Raw genomic sequence first — 18,917 nt, 5'->3', positions numbered from 1 at the left:
ATTTTATCGCTATTTAGATTAATCTTTTAATAACTGCGACTTAGTTCACGGAAGTGAACTCTATTTGGTAGATAATGCGCCACCTTAAACCGTACATACTATGTACAGCTAGCTTAATAGCTCGATCAGCTAATACTATATTTTCACCAACGCCCTCTTAGAGACTACAACTTTGCTAACTAAGCTATCATCACGCTTAACTAACTACTATAAAGCACCTTGGTTTATCACCCTGCTTATCTTCATTATCCCTTTACTGCTGGTGGCATTAATTCATCCGCAAGTGGCAAAGTATGAGTTAGTCTCTAAGCTTCAGCAGGATTTCGATCTACTCGAAAACCTCATGGTAGAACGAATGCTCACTTCATCAAGCCCAAAAGAAAAAGCTGTTATAGATAAACTATCTTGGACCTGCAGTGAGGACGATATTGCCCTCTTAAAAAGCCCGGAATTTAGTCCAAATATAGTACGACTTATTCAACTAGAGTTAGCTAATGGCAAGAAATGTTCTAATTTATCCGTGCCATATCACTATGAAGCTGATGACACTAAGGTATTACCAAATACCAACATTAAAATAAGCACTTCAATAGATAAAAACCCATTTTTCCGCAACTTTATCTTTGAGATCCCTGCCAAAGAACATAAGTTAGTTGGTGTCACTAATAATACTGTATTTAATAGCTTTCTCACGGAACTTTGCCCTAACTGCTACCAAGTCGATATTCAATATCATGGATTACCTTTAGTTTCTCGAGGTAACCAAACCCTCTCTAATACTAAAAATAGTAAGCGTATTACTCGCTATATTCCCAGTTTGGATTTGACCCAAACCCTGATCAGTAGTGATGCTATGTATCAAGATTTTAAAGAAAAAAGTTGGCTCACCTTACTGTGCCTAAGCTTAATTTTTTCCTCTTTATTCACCATCTATTTCTGGCACTGGCAACATAATCAGGTCTCATTAGAAACAATGTTAATGAACAGTTTAAAGAAAAATGAGTTTATTCCCTACTATCAGATCATCATTAATACCCGCAGCAATGAGATTGTGGGGCAAGAGATGCTGGTTCGTTGGCAAAGAAGTGATGGTGAATTGGGAGCACCAAACCAGTTTATCCCCTATGCAGAGGATTCAGGGCTTGTCATTCCCATCACAGAATCAACATTGGCACAGGTCAAACAAGATATGCCTAAGCTTCTTGGTTGGGTCAGCGTAAACATTGTCGCTGAACACCTTGAGAATGGGCAGCTAAGCCAATGGTTTGAAGAACACGCTAACCATGACACACAGCGACTATGTTTTGAATTAACAGAACGCAAACCTATAGCAAATTTTGAGAAAGCAATTATTGAGATCAACCAACTAGCCTCTCAATGCCATGGTTTTAAATTGGATGATTTTGGCACTGGATTTGGGGGGTTTAGTTACCTGCAAAGACTGGGAGTTAACAGTATTAAAATCGATAAGATGTTTATTGATACGATAGGCACTGACGATTTTAAAGCTGATGTGCTTAACTCAATAATCGCGTTTGGGCACGAATCTAAAATGGAGATGATTGCAGAGGGAATTGAAACTCAAGCCCAAGCTGACTATCTCAATAAACGAGGTGTCTACTTGCACCAAGGTTATCTCTATGCCCAGCCAACTCCCTTAGATAAACTGCAGGATATCTATGCCCGCTATGCTAAACATGAAAACTAAGCTAAATGTGCTAACAATTTCACATCTAAACTTACGCTACAGAAATACATTCATCAATCTCTGAGCTTCATATATTGTTTTGGTGGTCGACCTAACGTCTTCTTAAAAAAGGTAATAAATGCACTCACGGACTCATAGCCTAACTCATCAGCAATACGTTGAACTGAATCCCCTGTGGTGAGTTTTTGCAGAGCCAACACCAGATGCAGTTGACCTCGCCAGCGACCGAAGGTCAGTCCGGTTTCCAATTTTACCAGCCTAGCTAAGGTCCGCTCACTCATGGCGTGCTGCCTAGCCCACTCCCCCACGCATCGTCTATCTGCCGGAGTCGCTATAAGTTGTAATGCTATAGCATTTAATCTCGGCTCAGCCGGAGTCGGAAAATCAAAATGCTCAGTTGGCATTACTTGCAATTGATCGATTAACACCTCGACAAGTTTAGCGGTAGAACTATCGGTAAGATAGCATTGCTCTTGCCCACTTAAATAGATGATTAACTCTTTCACCAAGGGCGATATCGACAGAGTGCAGCTCTTATCCGGCATACCATCGACATCAGGGTCGATAAATAGCATGCACACCTCAGCATTACTGGAGATCTTATTACAGTGTGGAACCTGACTTGGGATCCACACAGCACAGTTGGGCGGTACCACCCAGATAGCATCGGCAATTTTACACTTCACAAATCCACTCAAGGCCATAACCAGTTGGCATTTATGATGTTGATGAAATGATGTTTCCGCGGCATAGTCACCACTTGTCGCTCTCAATGACACCACTTTTTGCGGGTAACTATCAGAATCAAAATCTGGAAATATTGGCTGTTTAGAGGACATGCTTTGACGGTTTTTAGATATAAAAAGTCACTATACCTTAATTCAGTAAGGGATATGAGGAGTAAAATACCTCTTAATCACCAGCACGAATAATGAGGAAAATTCTGTGACACAAGTTCAACCTTCTCGAATCAATAATATGGCTTTCTTACTCTTCGGGATCTTATTAATTTCCATTAGTTTGCGCAGCCCAATCACAGGTGTCGGACCTTTACTCGATCTTATCAGAGAGCAGCTTAAGCTATCAGCCACTCAAGCCGGCATGTTAACTACCCTGCCTTTACTGGCTTTTGCTCTTTTCTCACCTGTTGCCTCAAAGCTAGCGAGAAAAAATGGGCTTGAACACGCATTGATGACTTCATTAATATTGGTCCTTGCTGGTATCACCATGCGCTCAATAGGCTCAACGACAACCTTGTTTATCGGCACAGTGACCATAGGGGCGGGAATAGCGATTGCCAACGTGCTCTTGCCTAGTTTAATGAAACGAGATTTTCCAAACAAGATCACAACCATCACCTCTATTTACGTGTTAATGATGGGCGTTGGCTCTGCACTGAGTGCCAGTTTGGCGATCCCGATGACACATTTGGCCGATACTTTGGCAATCACTTTTATTCCCAACTGGGCCTTCGCTTTAGGTGGGATAATCTTCTTCCCCATTATTGCGATCTTGGTCTGGTTACCTCAGATGAAAAACCATACCCCTCCAACAGCGGACACCACTGAGTTTGATAGCCACAGTTACCTTTGGCATTCGGCTCAAGCATGGCACATCACCCTGTTCTTAGCTTTTAATTCATTTTTGATGTACATCTTTATCAGTTGGCTGCCCACCATCTTGGTGGATAAAGGTTACAGCCATGAACAAGCAGGCGTTATTCATGGATTGTTGCAACTTTTCACTGCGGTTCCCGCTATTGTACTTATCCCACTTATGTCCAGAATTAACGATAAGCGACTGCTCAGTTTAAGTTTAACCTTGCTGGCATTTATCGGTATTATCGGGCTAATCATCGCTCCCTCTCTCGCCATAGTGTGGGCCATGTTATTTGGCTTTGGCGCTGGCGGAGGTTTTATTGTTGCCCTAGCCCTAATCAGTCTACGTACATCAGATGCACATCAAGCAGCAACGCTCTCAGGTATGGCTCAATTTCTGGGTTACTTGCTTGCAGCAACAGGCCCCATAATGATGGGAGCTGTGCATGAACAGATGCAAAGCTGGACCCTGCCCTTAATAATCTGTGCATTGAGTAATGTGTTCTGGAGCATCTTCGCCCTACTCGCATCCAAAAGTGAGATAATAACGCCCCATAAATAAGAAAAGGCGCCCTGAAAATCATAGGACGCCTTTGAACTATCAGGGTAGTGTTCTAAAATAAGTTATCTAAATTCAGAGTTCTAAAATCAGTTATCTAAAATCAAGGCACTAAATTTAGCACTTATCTAAAGCACTGTTTTAGATAAGTGCACAGCTAGATTAGAAATCAAATTGCACGCCAACCAGAACCGTATCTGCAGCAATAAATAACGCCTCAGCCTCATCACCCCACATGCTATATTCTGCATAGAATCGGCCATATTTATGGGGATAGATAACATCAATTAAGAAATGATCGGTGTCGACATTAACATTGCTCTTTGAGCTCATATCAATGATTGAATATGCGGCTTGTAACTGCACATCAGTAAACTTATACCCAATGTAGACTTCATAGACTTTCTCATCAACCATCTCACCAGCGGAAGGTAAACCTTGATAAAATCTTAAATCTTCAGATATTTGGTAATGTGCAGCTACACTTAAGTTCTCGTGGTTATACACCACTTGAGCCGAATCGATACTGGCTTCTTCAATGAATGAACTAACGGCAAAGCGGGCTGCTGAGAAGGTTAAATCTTGCCACGTATACTTTGCAGCGATATTGTAGCCGACTAGGCTCTCACTGTCGGTTCCCGCGGCATTCGATTTAACATCGCCATTGTTTAAAATAGCCATTGCCGACGCCTGAAATCCATTGAAATCTGGCGTGGTATAGGTCACAGCCCTATCAGGTCTTAACACCTCAACATAATGACCATTACCAGCCTCATCATAGCCATACATTCCATAACGACTGGTATGACAAATAACCCCAGATGACTCATTGGTACAGCCAGCTGATTGATCAACATCAGCAAAGATATCAATGGCATTATTGGTATAATTCCATTGTGGCGAATACTGCTTACCAATTAACAGTGAACCATATTCACTCTCTAAACCAATATTGGCTAATCGTGCACGAGAATCACTCCCGGCAAAAGATCCATCACTGGTAAACAGTCTAAATTCCACGTTATAACTGGCTTTAATGCCATCCAAAATCTCTGCACTTCCAGCAGCCCCCAATCGAGAATAGTTATCCTTATATTCAAGTTCACCAGTGTTTGCTTTCTGCACTTGAGCTCTAATACTGCCATACCAATCAAACAAGTCTCCGGCATGACTAATGGGTGACAAAATAACAATTGAAGTCGCGATTACACTTATAGTCTTTTTATATTTCATAGTAGTTTCTAAACCTTAAATTAATATATTTTGATAGATTTAAATTCCAACATTATGAATGTTCTAAATATTCGAAGTCACAACTAACCAGATAGTTATCAATCATCAGTTTGATAACATATAATTAAGATTCAAAGAAAATCATTCGAGTTGAGAAAGTTTATTCTCGCATTTAACCATTTTACAACCTAACGGTTAATTATTATTAATCAATAAATAAAACTTATCACTCACTATTCAAGCAATAGACAGTACATTTAAAATAAACCAAGTTTATTTTTTACAAGGAACCAATATAGCCTGTGAAGACTCTTTTAGCCTTTCCCAATCAACCAACTGAACTGAAATACCATTAGACCATGATTCTTCCTGATACTTTTTCAACTGGGAAGAAGAGAAGTGTTGCTGATACTCGCTTGAAATAGGCAATAGAAAAATGCCATTACTAAACTCAATGGTCAGCTTACGGCTGGTTATTGATACTCCACCCTCCTCATTATTAATCAACTTATTAATATATATTTCGGGAAGTTCATTACCAGCGTTAAGTAAGTACTTTATCCTTATTGGTTCAAGGAAATCATTCCAACACGCATTGATTGAAATTCCTTCTTTAGAAAGTTTACATAATTCTCCAAATGCCAACCAACGATTACAACAATTTTCAATGTTGAGTTTTACATTATTATTCCTGAGTAACTTGTCCGATATATACCCCAGAATTGTAGGCAGGTGACATAATATACTCTCATTATTTAAATCAATATTTATTTCTGAATCTGATTCATAAGTAATATTGCAAGGCTGCACTTTTGTTTTATGAAGGTAGTCAAGTCCATCAACAAAATGTTTAATGCCATGTAAGCCAACCATCTCGAGATCTGCAACCATATTGGCAATAAGATCTGCCTCACCGTAAGGTAATCTCAATCCTACAAATGCTTTATTGGTCATTGCCACCAATTCATTATGCGATACGACAATCATGCATGTTTCTCCGAGCCACTTCTTGATGACAAATCGGGCAATATTGGAAATAACCATTCATTTGGATGAATTTCATTCATTAATGGCGCACCTTGAAACAGCGTTACCCTAACCCAGCGATCGGATCTGGGATCAAATTTGGTGGCCCCAAACATGGACAATTTACAACGCAGCAAATTCATCGGCAATGCTTGTTTAGCCAGTACGTTCATCTGGATATCACCCATATCACAATGCCCTAAGGTCCAAACTCTTCGAGCGGTACTGGCATACTGAGGCGATGCTAATAAAAATTCTGCCACGGTATTGGTATTAGGCTCAGTGATTAATACCTGATATAGCTGATTTACTTGCCTAGCTATATCAAGTGGTAACTCTTTATCTTCGCCTGGCTCAATACCTCTTATGCCTAAACGAGGCTCCTCTTTATCTTCAGATCGATACCAGAACCAATATTTATGTTCATCTTGGCTGAAATCAATTTCTATCGCCCATAAATAACGGTTATTAAGCACTTCAAGCATCTGATAAATGCATGTCCCTCTTGGAATAGATAAGCTCTCATCTGCATTCATTGATTGCTCAAACGGATCGACAATCTCAGGATAACACTCAATTAAACAGGCTAGAAATATCTCTTGTGCCTCAAGGTTATACCTTTGATTATATTGAATCTGTCTTTCCCATTTAAGATGCTGAGTTTTGGTATAATCAATAAACTTAATCATATTGAACAGATCCAAAACGGCCTGAGAATTCAACTTCTGCTGATGTTCATCAATCGTGACGACTTGTTCTAGATGTATGCGGGCTCGCTGAAGTAAATTCAGCAGCAAACGGCTATCAGCTTGCTGTGCCTCTTGTTGACTAATTAAACCAATCACCATTTCGCGCTGAGATAACCATTGATCGACGACTCGTGGATGATTAATCAAATATGGAGCCATACCCAACCCAGTGGCATTACCAACCCCAAGATAACGCTGCAGGTCTATGTCTAGCTCAACGGCTTTGTCGCCTCCACGTTGCTTCGCTAAATCATTAACCCAATCGAGGCTAAACTGCCTTAAAATATACACAGCACACATCTGAGCACTAAAAGACAAATCAAAATCTGAACTATTCTGTAATATTTCAAAATCTGCGATACCAAATTTTCCATTACCGTAAACAGCAGTCGTTCTCAATATATAACCAACTTGTGCAAGCACTGCGGTATCTGGCTGATCCCCAGCTGCTAATGTACTGACTAAATGGTCAAATACGCGCACACTTTTATTGGCTCGAGCAAGTACGATAACTTGAGTTGAGTTTCGTCCCGCCTCCTGTAAAGGCACATTGTTTTGTAACTGTTTAAACAGTTTTTTATCTATCTCCCCTATCACTAAGGCAAAGGTGATATCCCACTTTTCAGCAATGACTCTATCAATGCGGTCTTCATCATCCATTTCATTGGAAAATATCACCAAATGGTAATCTTGGCTTGGTGTTGTCAGCTTATATATAACGACACCAAATCCTTGAGGACTGATCTCCCACCCCGCAACATTAAGCTGCCATTCATTATGATACATACGTCTTATTAGGCTTCTGGCAAAGCTAAGGCGAGTTTGATGCATTGCCCCTAACCTTCTAGGCTCCATCACTATCGCTGGATCTCGCATTGACGCTCCAGATTGATGCTCATATAAATCTGTCATGCTAAACCCCATACCCTGTACATTCTCACGACGCATAATCCCACCATAAAATTTAAGCAGGGCAACTAGTCTAGCTAGCTGCACCTTATCGATTTATAGACCTTGCTCTTTAGCCATCTTCATGGCGATTTGTGGTGCATTCCAAAGGGATGGCAATAGGATCAATGACACTGGGACAGCTGTAATAACGATAAATGATTGCAATGCACTCACTCCTCCAGAGCCTAATGAGATCAATATAATAGCTGTTACGCCCATCATGATTCCCCAAAAGACTCGAATAACGGCATTAGGCTCAGCCTTACCACTAACCACCACACTAATGGTGTAAGTCATTGAATCACCCGTGGTGACAATGAATATAGTGGTTAAAATTAAGAATAGGATCGAGATAACCATAGGGAAAGGTAATTGATTAGTGATAGCTAATAAAGCACCTGGCAAATTAAATCCTTCAAATGCTTTACTGATTGAACCTGGATTAGCGATTTCGAATGCCAGTCCTGAACCACCAACGACAGTGAACCAGAAACAGGTGATCAGTGGAGCGATAATACAGATAGAGAAAACAATTTTTCTAATCGTGTAGCCTCTGGAGATCTTAGCCAGGAAGATAGCCATCATCGGCCCATAACCAATAAACCAGCCCCAAAAAAACACAGTCCACCAGCTTAACCAGCCCTCATCACCTCGATAAGTGGCCATCGGGATGAAGTTATCGATCATAGTACCAACTCCTTGAAGGTAGCTATTAACGATAAAGTTGGTTGGACCAAAGACTAAGATATAGATGATCAAACCTACCGCTAAGATGACGTTATATCGACTGAGGATCTGAATGCCTCGATTAACCCCGCTTAGCGCTGAAACCGTATAAATAACAATAGCTAACATTACAATTATCAATTGAGTCGTAAAGCCATCAGGAATACCGAACATTGCATTTAATGCAAAACTCAGCTGTAAACCAAGAAAACCAATAGGACCAATTGTGCCGGCAGCAACAGCAATAATGCAGCATGCATCAATCGTGGCACCAGTCATCCCTTTCAACGCTCGCTCACCTAAAATGGGATAGAGTAAGGTTCTTGGTTGAAGCGGTAGGCCTTTGTCGTAGTGAAGGTGCATCAGTACAATTGAGGTTAGACTGCCTAAAATTGCCCAAGCTAAGAATCCCCAGTGCATAAAGGATTGAGACAGAGCATTAAATGCACCTTGCATCTGATCTTCTTGAGCACCATAAAGCGGTGGAGGAGTAACAAAGTGAGCAATGGGTTCAGCTGCAGCCCAAAATACGCCACCACCAGCCAGTAAAGTACATAGGATAATCGCCATCCATTTAAAACCGTCTAATTCCGGTTTATCTAGATTGCCTAAACGGACATTACCCGTCTTGGCTGAAGCCAAAGCAATGGCGATAAAGAAGGTCAATAACATTAATATTTGCCAAAAAGGTCCAAAGTAATTCACTGACCAAGCAAAACCAACATTGACTATTTCAGACAGGAGCTGATTATCAAAAAGCGCTAAGATAACGAACAGGCATATAAAGCCACCGCTCATCCACAACGCTGGATTATCGACTCCTAATTTTGCCATAACGGATTCAGGTTTATCCGTCATAATTGTGCTATTGGTTGTATTAGACATTGAGTGTCTCCAAGCATTAAACTGCTTTCTTTTGCACATATCAGCTTCATTATTTTGTTCTACTCATGATGAAATACTGATAACAACACGCTCTTAAATAATATGAGTGATGATTACATCATTCGGTTTTTTTTATTTTTTTAAACTTAATTCCAAGAAGTTAAACCAATTACCACCAATAATTTGATTAACTTCTTCTTGAGAAAAACCCTGTTCAAGTAAACCTTGATAGATATTTTTCATGCCATTTTGAGCATCGAACCAGAGTAAAGCCTCCGGCCAACCGGAGTTTGACGACGATCCTTCGCCATAATCCATCGACTTTGACCAGCGGCCATTACGCATCCATTCCAAGACTGATTGAGGCTGGTTTAAACATAAATCACTGCCAATCGCTAAATGTTCGACTCCAATCAAATCGGCTGTTTTAGCAACCATCTCGCAGAAATCATTTAATTGACATTCACTGCCATTGGGTAGATGAAATGGGTACAAGCTAAATCCCAATAATCCTCCTGAGTCACCCAAAGCCTTCAACACATCATTGGATTTATTTCTTAACGCATCATGAGCAAAGGTCGGATTGGCATGACTGATACAAATTGGACGGGTTGAGATTTCGATTGCTTCTAAGGTTGAACGTTCTGCACTGTGGGACATATCGATAATCATGCCAACACGGTTCATCTCTCTAATAACCTGCTTACCAAAGCGGGTCACGCCAGAATCAACACTTTCATAGCAACCTGTAGCCAGTAAGCTTTGGTTGTTATAAGTGAGCTGCATAATCAATAAGCCCTGCTTACGCATCACTTCAACCAGATCGATCTCATCATCAATGGGTGAACAATTTTGAGCACCAAATATGATCCCAACTCGACCCGACGCTTTCGCCAGCGCGATATCACTCACGTAATCAACTGGAATGATCACATCACTGTTCTGCTCAAATAATCGATTCCATTGACCAAAAAGGCTCAAGGTTTGACGAGCATCTTCATGGTAGGCCAGCGTCACATGCACTGCGGTAATGCCGCTGTCCCTCAAAGTGATAAAGTAATCTCGAGTCCAATTGCAGTACTGTAAACCGTCAATAATAATTTGATCCTGGTACATAGAATCTCCTTAATATGGACGCAGGTAAGTGGTTTTAATGACGGTATAAAACTCTTTGGCATACTGACCTTGCTCTCTAGGGCCAAAGCTTGACTCTTTACGACCTCCAAAAGGAACGTGATAATCGGTACCTGCTGTCGGTAAGTTCACCATGACACAACCTGTTTGTGCCTGTTGCTTAAACATGGCACTACTGCGTAGACTTTGAGTGATGATCCCGCCGGTTAAGCCAAAGCGCGTATCGTTAACTGTTGTTATTGCCTCCTCAAGATTGTTTACCCTGATAATGCTAGCCATGGGAGCAAACACTTCCTCCTGGTTCACCGACCAACTATTTTGAGTCTCTAACAATAATGTCGGTGACATGTAGTAACCGTCATGCTCTAACGTCAGTCTTTCACCACCAAAACCCACTGATGCGCCTTGGCCTTTAGCTTTATCAAGCCAGTCAAAGTTAGCGTCTAACTGAGTCTTATCGACAATCGGCCCCATGAAGACACCTTCTGTAAGTGCGTGGCCAACTTTCAAACTAGCCATACGTTTAATCAGAGCATCAACATATTCATCATGAATGCTATCGAATACGACGAGTCTGGAAGAGGCGGTACATTTTTGGCCTGCGCCTGAGAATGAGCCCATGATGGTCGCTTCGACAGCGATGTTGATATCAGCGTCATCGGCAATCACCAACGCGTTTTTACTGCCCATTTCCAGTTGGCAGCGCACAAAATTAGCTGCGGTCGCGGTGGCGACTTTTCGGCCGGTGTCCACTGAGCCCGTAAAGCTAACACCATCAATATCAGCAGAATTAATTAAGGTATTCCCCACCTCGGCACCACTACCTAGTACTAAGTTGAAAGTACCCGCGGGCAAACCCTGTCGATGAATAATGTCTGTTAATGCAACGGCGCTTGCAGGGGTTAAGTTTGCGGGTTTCCAGATAACGCTATTACCAAAAGCCAACGCAGGCGCGATCTTCCAAGCCGCGGTAGCCGTCGGGAAATTCCAGGGTGAAATAACAGCAACAACGCCTAATGCTTCTCGCGTCACCTCAACCGATACACCAGGGCGAACCGACTGAGCGATATCCCCCATCTGCCTTAATACTTCTGCAGCAAAGTATTGGAAAAACTGTCCAGCTCGGTAAATCTCACCCCGTCCTTCCGCAAAGGGCTTACCCTCTTCAGATGAAAGCAATTTACCCAACTCATCACAACGTGCGATTAACTCGTCACCAATCCCCTGTAAAACACGCTGCTTTTGCTCTAATGGGGAATGTTCCCATTGAGATTGAGCATGTCTTGCAGCTTCAATAGCATCAACAACTTGCTGCTTACTGGCTTGTGAGAACTCACCTAAGCTTGAGGTAATATCAGACGGGTTAATATTGACTTTGGTCGTAATTCCCGTATGCCATTCACCATTAATATAAAGTGATTTTTCTGCAGAAAATGTCATATTGAATCCCATTTTTTATTTGATTTTATTGGTTATTGATTAATTGACTGCCGCATAAACAACCAACTCGACTAACATCTCCTCTCGCGCAAGTCCGGCAATAATCATCGCTGCTCGATTTGGATATGGCACAGTAAAATATTGACTGTATATCTGATTAAATTCGGCTAAATAGCGACGATCAGTAACATAAATAAGCACTTGCAGTACTGCATCTGAATCAACACCAGCCGCATTTAAAGTATGCATTAAGTTATCCATAACCTGTTTTGATTGCGCGCTAATACCACCAGCGACTACTTCACCCGTTGAAGAGATAGGGATCTGAGCCGTATATAAAGTGCCATTATTAATAACTGCCCACTCTAATGGTGCCTTAGATGCGTAAAGTTCTGTTTTCACGGGTTGTTTTATTAAACTTGCAGTCATTCTTTACCTTTATTAACAATTGTTATTGCGTAATGTCTAAATTATGCGCAAGAATAAGTAATCAATCGAACGCTTTATTTCTTACGATTGATAAGTTTTTTTTATCATTCATACCCATGGTTCTATCAGAATCACTAAAATAGAGGCAGATAAGTCGTTATGGACATTAAACTTCAACAGTTAAGGTATTTCTCTCTCGTCGCGGAGAAAGGCGGTTTTAGGGCAGCATCTCATACGGCAAACCGCTCTCAAGCAGCGTTATCAACCTCAGTTAAAGAATTAGAGAAAATATTAGGGCAAGCCTTATTCGATACTGGCCATAAAGCGAAACTTACCCCTTATGGCGAAGTGTGTTTACCTATGGTCAATCAGTTTTTACATCTATACCAATCATTGAATAATGATCTAAGAGCGGCGGCCAAAGGCCAGTTAGGTTGTTTAAAAATTGCTTCAGTTCCTTCCGTCGCTGCAAAACTGTTACCGAAAGTATTAGCTTTTTTTTGCAATGACCATCCTGAAGTTCATGTGTCGTTAATCGATGATAATGCGGTGGGAATAGAGAAAAGGTTACTCGCCGGAGAGGTTGATTTAGCGTTAGGAAACTGTTTGCATATTAATGACCACAGAATAGAATTTTTCCCGCTTTTCACCGACCCTCTTGGCCTTGTTTGTCAAAAAGAGCATCCCCTTGCCAGCAATACACTAGGGGTTGATTGGACCGATATAAGTCCATTCCCTTTCGTCAAAAATGGTACGTGTAGACTACTCGCCACTACACCTGCAGCAGTCTTAGCTGAACAAGCAAACTATGATGTTGAGAATATCACCTCATTATTTTCAGTGCTTGAATTAGACATAGGCGTAACCACACTACCTAAGTTAGCTTTCCCATTAGAAAATAAAAACTTAGTTTGGATACCACTCAAAGCACCTTTTATAGAGCGAGAAATAGGCATTTTTCGCTCTATAGAAAGGCATTTATCACCGCAAGCTGAAGCATTTTTACAGCTCTGTCAGACTCAATTTGAAACCTGCAATACTCAACTATAACCAAGGAAGAACAGGGCCAACAGGGACAATGCCAGTGGGATTTTGTGCTTTAAAACTAAAGAAATAATGTTGTTTTATGTAACCAACATCAAGTGTTGAATAAAATTGTGGATTTTCTAGCAAGTTCAACATGTATCGATATAGATTCTTGTATGAATCTAATCTATATTTATTTACTTTAAAAAGAAGTTGATAAACAGCTTCAAACCTAATGAGTGTCGGCCATAGATAAACATCTGCTAATGTTAACTGTTCACCCAGTAAGTAAGTTTTATCTGCCAACTTTTTGTCTAATATTGCTAAACTCTCAAATAGTGACTCTACCTGCATATCATACGTTGCTTGCATAGATGCGAAGCCAACCCTATAAACACCTGTATTGATGTTGTAATGAAGCCATTTGCATAGCTCATCTATTTCTTGATTCAACTCAATCGGATACAGGTCTATTGGTGTGGTAGCCATTGAAAGCCAGTCAGTCGCAAAACATTTTGCTAAATAGGCAGAATCATCATTAATAATGCTTTGTTGTTCTTTATCCCAGAGAACAGGTACCGTCACTTTGCCAGAAAAGTCAGCTTTGGATTTGACATAAAGCTCGGATAGGGTTGCTGCTTTATTAAGGTTATCCGGGTAGTCATTATCAAATTGCCAGCCTAAATCAAAGCGTTTAGCTGCTAGCGTAGATATCGATACTTGTTTATCCAACCCGAGTAAGCTCAACACCAGATAGGGGCGATGGGCAAATGGACACGCTTTACTGATATAAAGATGAAACCGATTCGCTTCAGGGGTAAAGCCTTTATTAAAAACATCAATGTGCGTCAATGATGACTCATCTTGCAATAACTGCCACTTACCTTTATTTAACAAAGACATAGACCAACCTTATTATCTATTAACTCAACGATATTAATACCTTAATCTTGTAGATAAAAAATTAACACTCACATAAGATGGCTCTAAAAAATAATTCAGTAACTTGCTCGCGAATGTTGTCACTATTTAACGTTATTAAATGCGACCTTTCAATAGATACAGCGCTTAACTTAACTATAAATATATTTAAGTTAAGTTATATAGTTGAACCATCTCATTTAGCCTTTATAGTAATCAAACACTAAATCAAAAATATAAGGCTGCTAGATGAGCAATGAATCTCGTCATAAAATAAATCAACAAAACCAAAGCTCTGTACCAACAATATTAATTACAGGTGCATCGAAAGGAGTTGGTGCAGCTTGTGCTCTTGGGTTTGCAAAAGCTTTTCCGCAGGGAGTGAACTTAATATTAGCCGCACGAGGTTTAGCAGGGTTACAGGAGCTAGAAAATACGTTAATGCAATATCCTAAAGCTAAGGTATTAGCGCTAACCGCCGATATTGCCGATCTGCAAGCATGTCAAACCCTGGTAGATAAGGCTATCGAACAATTTGGTTACATTAACGTCTTAATCAATAATGTGGGCCTGCATCATAGAGGGAGTTTTAGCGAACGAACACCCGCACAAATCGCTGCCATGGTAGATTTGAACCTTAAGTCTCCCCTCTACCTTAGCGCTCTTGTCTTACCTCATATGCCAGATCCTAGAGCTGGCAGCAGAAATGCGATTGTCATGGTAGGTTCCTTAGCAGGTCGAGCTCCGCTGCAGGGCGCAGCAACCTATAGCTGCACCAAAGCTGGATTACGAACCTTCACTTATGCCCTGCATGATGAACTTAAAGACAAGGCGATTAATGTTGCTGTTGTATCGCCTGGTCCAATCGATACTAGCTTTATCATGGATGATATCGATGAAGTAGAAGATATCGTCTATTCGCAACCTATGAGTAGCCCAGAACAGGTCGCCAATGCAGTTATCAAGCTCTCACAAGGTCAAGCTACCGAAATAGCCATGCCCTGGCTCAGCGGTAAACTCACCACTCTAGGCTACCTGTTCCCCAAATTTCGACGAGCCACGCGAGGCTTACTCTATAAAATAGGTAAGAAAAACAAAAAAGAGTACCGCCAACGCGAATCCTGATTAATAATATTTACTCATCAGGAAATAATGCACTTTAAACGACTCAGTCATAGTTATATCGCCATAAACTAATCTCAATATTCCAAAAAAATTTTGCATAATCGTCATACACTTACTCAGAATTATTGGTAATAACTTACTATTAGCCACAATATTACACCACTAAGTTAACGCTATGAATTTACAACTTAAACTTGCCTACTTGGGAACGCATATTCTCCGACAGGGAACTCAGTTCCTCAACTGAACTCGATAGCTCATGAGAAGCATCAGTCGATGCTAAAGCGATATCACTGATGGTTATAATGCTGCGATTAATACTCTCAGCAACAGAACTTTGCTCTTCGGCCGCTGTCGCAATTTGAACATTCATATGACTGATATTATCAACTGAATCCACAATTTTATTGAGCGCCTGACCAGCCAAATTCGCCTTATCATTTGCATCGTGCACTAGCTTAATTCCCATCTCCATAGAGGTAACAGCTTGTTGCACCCCTTTTTGAAGACGCTCAATCATAGATTCAATTTCTTGAGTCGACTTCTGAGTACGTTGAGCTAACGTTCTTACTTCATCGGCCACAACAGCAAAACCTCTTCCCTGCTCCCCAGCTCTGGCAGCTTCAATAGCTGCATTTAATGCTAGCAGGTTTGTTTGCTCAGCTATTCCCTTAATCACATCCAGCACACTGCCAATGTTTCTACTCTCTTCTGACAATTGACCTATCACCTCAGCAGCTTGTTCAATCTGATCCGAAAGAAACGACATACTCGTTATCGACTGTTGAACTATCTTATCTCCATCTGCCGCACTAGTATCTGCATCTTTTGCTGAATCAGCAGCAACAGTTGTATTTTGAGCAACTTCAGCCACAGTTGCGACCATCTGATTCATCGCTGTAGCAGTTTGTTCAGTCTCCGATTGTTGCTCATACATGCGCTCACTGTTTTTTTGAGTAAATTCACGTAACTTAGCCGTCGAATCCCCTACGGTATTCGAGGCGTGGAAGATAGATTCTAAAATCTCCCGCAGGTGGTTAATGACTAACGTTAAATTAGAGGAGATTTGACCAAGCTCATCATCATTAAAGATCTTGAATGTAACAGTAAGATCGGACTCTTTTTGAATAGTAGCCAACTTAACGACGATATCATCAATGGGTAACATAACGGCTCTTTTAACCCATAAACCAATGAAGATACTTACAACAATCGCAACTAAGGTCAGAGCCATAAACACAGTAACAGATGAAGAATATAGCTCACTGACTCTATTTTTTTCCTCACCAGCCCCTCTTAACTGCAGAGCCACTAGCTCAGAAATCTTGTCACTTATAGGATCTATCACATCATAAAGAGGCAGAATATCATCGCCTAACTGGCCATTAATTTGTCCTTGAAACCCATCAAGTTTTTGAATCATTTGCGAAATAGACAAATCAGCTGCAGAAAATAATCTATTAGCTTCCTGACTTAACTGAACCTCTTCTTCTGTCAGTTCGGTGGTGAGAAAAGCTTGCCACTTTTTACTGATCCTCAAGCTCGCATCCCGTAATGCTTTGCTCGCTTCTTCGGCGGTAAAGGCACCCGCATTAGCTTTATTTATGGCATCAATAACGTACACGGCATAATCATCACCGATGAATTTCAGCTCTTCCAATGGAACAACTCTATCGTTATAGATTCTTACCACTCCTGACTCAATCTTTCCCATCATATTGACAGCAAGAAAACAGATACAGCTCATAATAATTAGTGGAACAAGTAAGCCTAAAGTCATTTTTTGTTTTATTTTAAAGTTGAGCATTAAGTAAGCCTTTGCACTATATAGAAACTAGCTTCCCTGATATCGACACCGGTAATCCTTCAATGGGGTCGATTCTATATATAACAGAATCACAAAAAAATAAACAACTGATTAACATGTGTTTTGACAAGCTTAACTTAAGTAAAAGGAGTGAATGGCAGTTAAAACAACTAATAGCGATGAAAAGAAGTCCAAAACAAGCAATGGGCAAGAGACGAGTTTTAGTCATGATTAAAAATAGAACTGCAGCATTCACGGGATTGACACTATGCCTGCTTAGTAATTAAAAAACGTTTACTAGCCTTAAGAGTAAAGTAAAAGCAGGTATCAAGATCGGCCTTAGCTTTATACATATTTTCATCAGCAACATTCAATAACTCACTCAAGTTACTGGCATCCAGCGGAAAGAAACTCACGCCAACACTAGCACTCACTTTCAGTTCAACATTTCCATATTTGAAGGGAGAGGATATACCTAAAAGTAACTTGTCTATTACAGTGGTGACTTGCAATGCATTCTCTATCGGTTCTAACCAGATAACAAACTCATCTCCTCCGATTCTAGCGATGATATCTGATGTTCTAACCGCTTGGGAAAGCATCTTTGATACATGCATCAAGACGATATCTCCTACTGCATGCCCATAGCTGTCATTTATAGGTTTAAATCGATCCAGATCGATAAACAAAAGAGCACCATTAAGCTCCGTACGTCCGCAACGAGCAATCGCTGTTTTCATCTGCGATTCAAACGCGCTACGGCTATAAAGTTGAGTTAAACTGTCATAATTTGCGAGCAGTTGAAAATCTGTACGCTGTTTTTGTAGTTCTTTTGTCTGTCTATCGACTTCCTCCTGTAGTCGTTCTTTCTTAATCGTTGTTGTCTCTAAAGAATGTTTCATCAAATTAAATTGCTCTGCGAGCTCTGATAGTTCATCCGTATCACTTACCAAAAGACGGCTATCTAAATTACCTTTTGCCAGATCCTTTATACCTAAAGTGAGTACATTAAGGTGAGCCTTAAGGGTTCTCAGTGTCATTATGGTTAAAACCAATACAATTGCAGACCCTATGGTAAGAAAAATAACCACTGAGTACAGAATTTTACGTTGTGATCGCTCAGCATCCTTCATCGATAACTTCTGCAACTTAGTCAGATCTTCATTCATCGATTGAAGTGTCATATTGTATCTAGCTGACAACATACCTGCAGGCGACGTAATACCGTGCAGCCCTTTAGATTCAAAATCTTTTTGAGACAAATCGATTAAAGATTCTATATTAATATTCATTCTAATAAGGTTAGCTATAATGCTATTTTTGTGCTCATGGTTAAAATATTCTTTATTAAGTAAATTTTTTAACTCTTGATGAGCATACCGAGTCTGAATCAAAGCATCTTGATCATGATACTGAAACAAACGCCACAGCCGAATTCCTAGCTCGTTTATTTTAATTTCAATTTCAATAACCTGATGTAATTCTTTATTGGTCTCTACCTGATTATGATTCAGAGTGACTAACGAAAAAAGAACCCCTCCAGTTAGCATTAAACCAAGAGCAAATAAGACCTTAAGACGCTCAGTGACTTTCATCTACG

At 40.5% G+C, this 18,917-nt stretch carries 15 protein-coding genes; 4 read left to right on the top strand and 11 right to left on the bottom strand.

Annotated features, from left to right (window positions below; all coding sequences use genetic code 11):
- The first annotated feature begins 172 nt into the window (after nucleotides 1–172).
- The gene (locus tag HWQ47_RS04540; protein WP_269969999.1) at nucleotides 173–1,708 is read left to right on the top strand and encodes an EAL domain-containing protein; all 1,536 of its coding nucleotides are present in this window, start codon (nucleotides 173–175) and stop codon (nucleotides 1,706–1,708) included.
- A gap of 53 nt (nucleotides 1,709–1,761) precedes the next feature.
- Here the strand turns inward: HWQ47_RS04540 and HWQ47_RS04535 are convergent, their stop codons facing one another.
- Complete coding sequence (locus HWQ47_RS04535; protein ID WP_269969998.1) at nucleotides 1,762–2,547, bottom strand: AraC family transcriptional regulator; 786 nt, start codon at nucleotides 2,545–2,547, stop codon at nucleotides 1,762–1,764.
- A gap of 106 nt (nucleotides 2,548–2,653) precedes the next feature.
- Here HWQ47_RS04535 and HWQ47_RS04530 point away from each other — a divergent pair, with 106 nt between their 5' ends.
- On the top strand, nucleotides 2,654–3,868 hold the full coding sequence (locus tag HWQ47_RS04530) for an MFS transporter (protein ID WP_269969997.1): 1,215 nt from the start codon (nucleotides 2,654–2,656) through the stop codon (nucleotides 3,866–3,868).
- Nucleotides 3,869–4,027: 159 nt separating this feature from the next.
- Here the strand turns inward: HWQ47_RS04530 and HWQ47_RS04525 are convergent, their stop codons facing one another.
- The 7 genes from HWQ47_RS04525 to HWQ47_RS04495 form a co-directional block, all read right to left on the bottom strand.
- On the bottom strand, nucleotides 4,028–5,098 hold the full coding sequence (locus HWQ47_RS04525; protein WP_269969996.1) for a porin: 1,071 nt from the start codon (nucleotides 5,096–5,098) through the stop codon (nucleotides 4,028–4,030).
- Nucleotides 5,099–5,371: 273 nt separating this feature from the next.
- Entirely contained in the window at nucleotides 5,372–6,085 is a 714-nt protein-coding gene (locus HWQ47_RS04520; RefSeq protein ID WP_269969995.1) for a DUF3726 domain-containing protein, read from the bottom strand.
- Complete coding sequence (locus HWQ47_RS04515) at nucleotides 6,082–7,821, bottom strand: hypothetical protein (protein ID WP_269969994.1); 1,740 nt, start codon at nucleotides 7,819–7,821, stop codon at nucleotides 6,082–6,084. Before HWQ47_RS04515 ends, HWQ47_RS04520 begins: the two co-directional genes overlap by 4 nt.
- Before the next feature lie 57 nt (nucleotides 7,822–7,878).
- Nucleotides 7,879–9,435: a BCCT family transporter gene (locus HWQ47_RS04510; RefSeq protein WP_442802087.1), complete on the bottom strand. Its 1,557-nt coding sequence runs from the start codon at nucleotides 9,433–9,435 to the stop codon at nucleotides 7,879–7,881.
- Between the two features lie 132 nt (nucleotides 9,436–9,567).
- A complete protein-coding gene (locus tag HWQ47_RS04505) occupies nucleotides 9,568–10,551 on the bottom strand; it encodes a membrane dipeptidase (RefSeq protein ID WP_269969993.1) in 984 nt (327 codons plus the stop codon).
- 9 nt (nucleotides 10,552–10,560) lie between these two features.
- Nucleotides 10,561–12,009, bottom strand: coding sequence for an aldehyde dehydrogenase family protein (locus tag HWQ47_RS04500; RefSeq protein ID WP_269969992.1), 1,449 nt, complete (start codon nucleotides 12,007–12,009; stop codon nucleotides 10,561–10,563).
- A gap of 39 nt (nucleotides 12,010–12,048) precedes the next feature.
- Nucleotides 12,049–12,438, bottom strand: a complete 390-nt coding sequence (locus tag HWQ47_RS04495; protein ID WP_269969991.1) for a RidA family protein — start codon at nucleotides 12,436–12,438, stop codon at nucleotides 12,049–12,051.
- A 159-nt stretch (nucleotides 12,439–12,597) separates the two neighbouring features.
- On the opposite strand from HWQ47_RS04495, the gene HWQ47_RS04490 reads away from it, so the two are divergent.
- Entirely contained in the window at nucleotides 12,598–13,488 is an 891-nt protein-coding gene (locus tag HWQ47_RS04490) for a LysR family transcriptional regulator (RefSeq protein ID WP_269969990.1), read from the top strand.
- Here the strand turns inward: HWQ47_RS04490 and HWQ47_RS04485 are convergent.
- A complete protein-coding gene (locus HWQ47_RS04485; protein ID WP_269969989.1) occupies nucleotides 13,483–14,367 on the bottom strand; it encodes a glutathione S-transferase C-terminal domain-containing protein in 885 nt (294 codons plus the stop codon). The two genes, HWQ47_RS04490 and HWQ47_RS04485, sit on opposite strands and share 6 nt — an antisense overlap.
- 267 nt (nucleotides 14,368–14,634) lie before the next feature.
- Between HWQ47_RS04485 and HWQ47_RS04480 the strand changes: the two genes are divergently transcribed.
- On the top strand, nucleotides 14,635–15,510 hold the full coding sequence (locus HWQ47_RS04480) for an SDR family NAD(P)-dependent oxidoreductase (protein WP_269969988.1): 876 nt from the start codon (nucleotides 14,635–14,637) through the stop codon (nucleotides 15,508–15,510).
- 181 nt (nucleotides 15,511–15,691) lie between these two features.
- On the opposite strand, the gene HWQ47_RS04475 is transcribed toward HWQ47_RS04480, so the two are convergent.
- Entirely contained in the window at nucleotides 15,692–17,317 is a 1,626-nt protein-coding gene (locus HWQ47_RS04475) for a methyl-accepting chemotaxis protein (RefSeq protein WP_269969987.1), read from the bottom strand.
- Nucleotides 17,318–17,583: 266 nt separating this feature from the next.
- A complete protein-coding gene (locus HWQ47_RS04470) occupies nucleotides 17,584–18,912 on the bottom strand; it encodes a diguanylate cyclase domain-containing protein (protein ID WP_269969986.1) in 1,329 nt (442 codons plus the stop codon).
- Between the last annotated feature and the right edge of the window lie 5 nt (nucleotides 18,913–18,917).

Source organism: Shewanella sp. MTB7 (assembly GCF_027571385.1).
Classification (GTDB): domain Bacteria; phylum Pseudomonadota; class Gammaproteobacteria; order Enterobacterales; family Shewanellaceae; genus Shewanella.
This window is presented reverse-complemented; position numbering and strand designations above follow the sequence as displayed.

What these genes read in the sequence shown, in the direction of transcription:
- HWQ47_RS04535 (WP_269969998.1), bottom strand. Translation starts at nt 2,547, where the DNA reads ATGTCCTCTAAACAGCCAATATTTCCAGATTTTGATTCTGATAGTTAC.
- HWQ47_RS04525 (WP_269969996.1), bottom strand. Translation starts at nt 5,098, where the DNA reads ATGAAATATAAAAAGACTATAAGTGTAATCGCGACTTCAATTGTTATT.
- HWQ47_RS04520 (WP_269969995.1), bottom strand. Translation starts at nt 6,085, where the DNA reads ATGATTGTCGTATCGCATAATGAATTGGTGGCAATGACCAATAAAGCA.
- HWQ47_RS04515 (WP_269969994.1), bottom strand. Translation starts at nt 7,821, where the DNA reads ATGCGTCGTGAGAATGTACAGGGTATGGGGTTTAGCATGACAGATTTA.
- HWQ47_RS04510 (WP_442802087.1), bottom strand. Translation starts at nt 9,435, where the DNA reads ATGTCTAATACAACCAATAGCACAATTATGACGGATAAACCTGAATCC.
- HWQ47_RS04505 (WP_269969993.1), bottom strand. Translation starts at nt 10,551, where the DNA reads ATGTACCAGGATCAAATTATTATTGACGGTTTACAGTACTGCAATTGG.
- HWQ47_RS04500 (WP_269969992.1), bottom strand. Translation starts at nt 12,009, where the DNA reads ATGACATTTTCTGCAGAAAAATCACTTTATATTAATGGTGAATGGCAT.
- HWQ47_RS04495 (WP_269969991.1), bottom strand. Translation starts at nt 12,438, where the DNA reads ATGACTGCAAGTTTAATAAAACAACCCGTGAAAACAGAACTTTACGCA.
- HWQ47_RS04490 (WP_269969990.1), top strand. Translation starts at nt 12,598, where the DNA reads ATGGACATTAAACTTCAACAGTTAAGGTATTTCTCTCTCGTCGCGGAG.
- HWQ47_RS04485 (WP_269969989.1), bottom strand. Translation starts at nt 14,367, where the DNA reads ATGTCTTTGTTAAATAAAGGTAAGTGGCAGTTATTGCAAGATGAGTCA.
- HWQ47_RS04480 (WP_269969988.1), top strand. Translation starts at nt 14,635, where the DNA reads ATGAGCAATGAATCTCGTCATAAAATAAATCAACAAAACCAAAGCTCT.
- HWQ47_RS04475 (WP_269969987.1), bottom strand. Translation starts at nt 17,317, where the DNA reads ATGCTCAACTTTAAAATAAAACAAAAAATGACTTTAGGCTTACTTGTT.
- HWQ47_RS04470 (WP_269969986.1), bottom strand. Translation starts at nt 18,912, where the DNA reads ATGAAAGTCACTGAGCGTCTTAAGGTCTTATTTGCTCTTGGTTTAATG.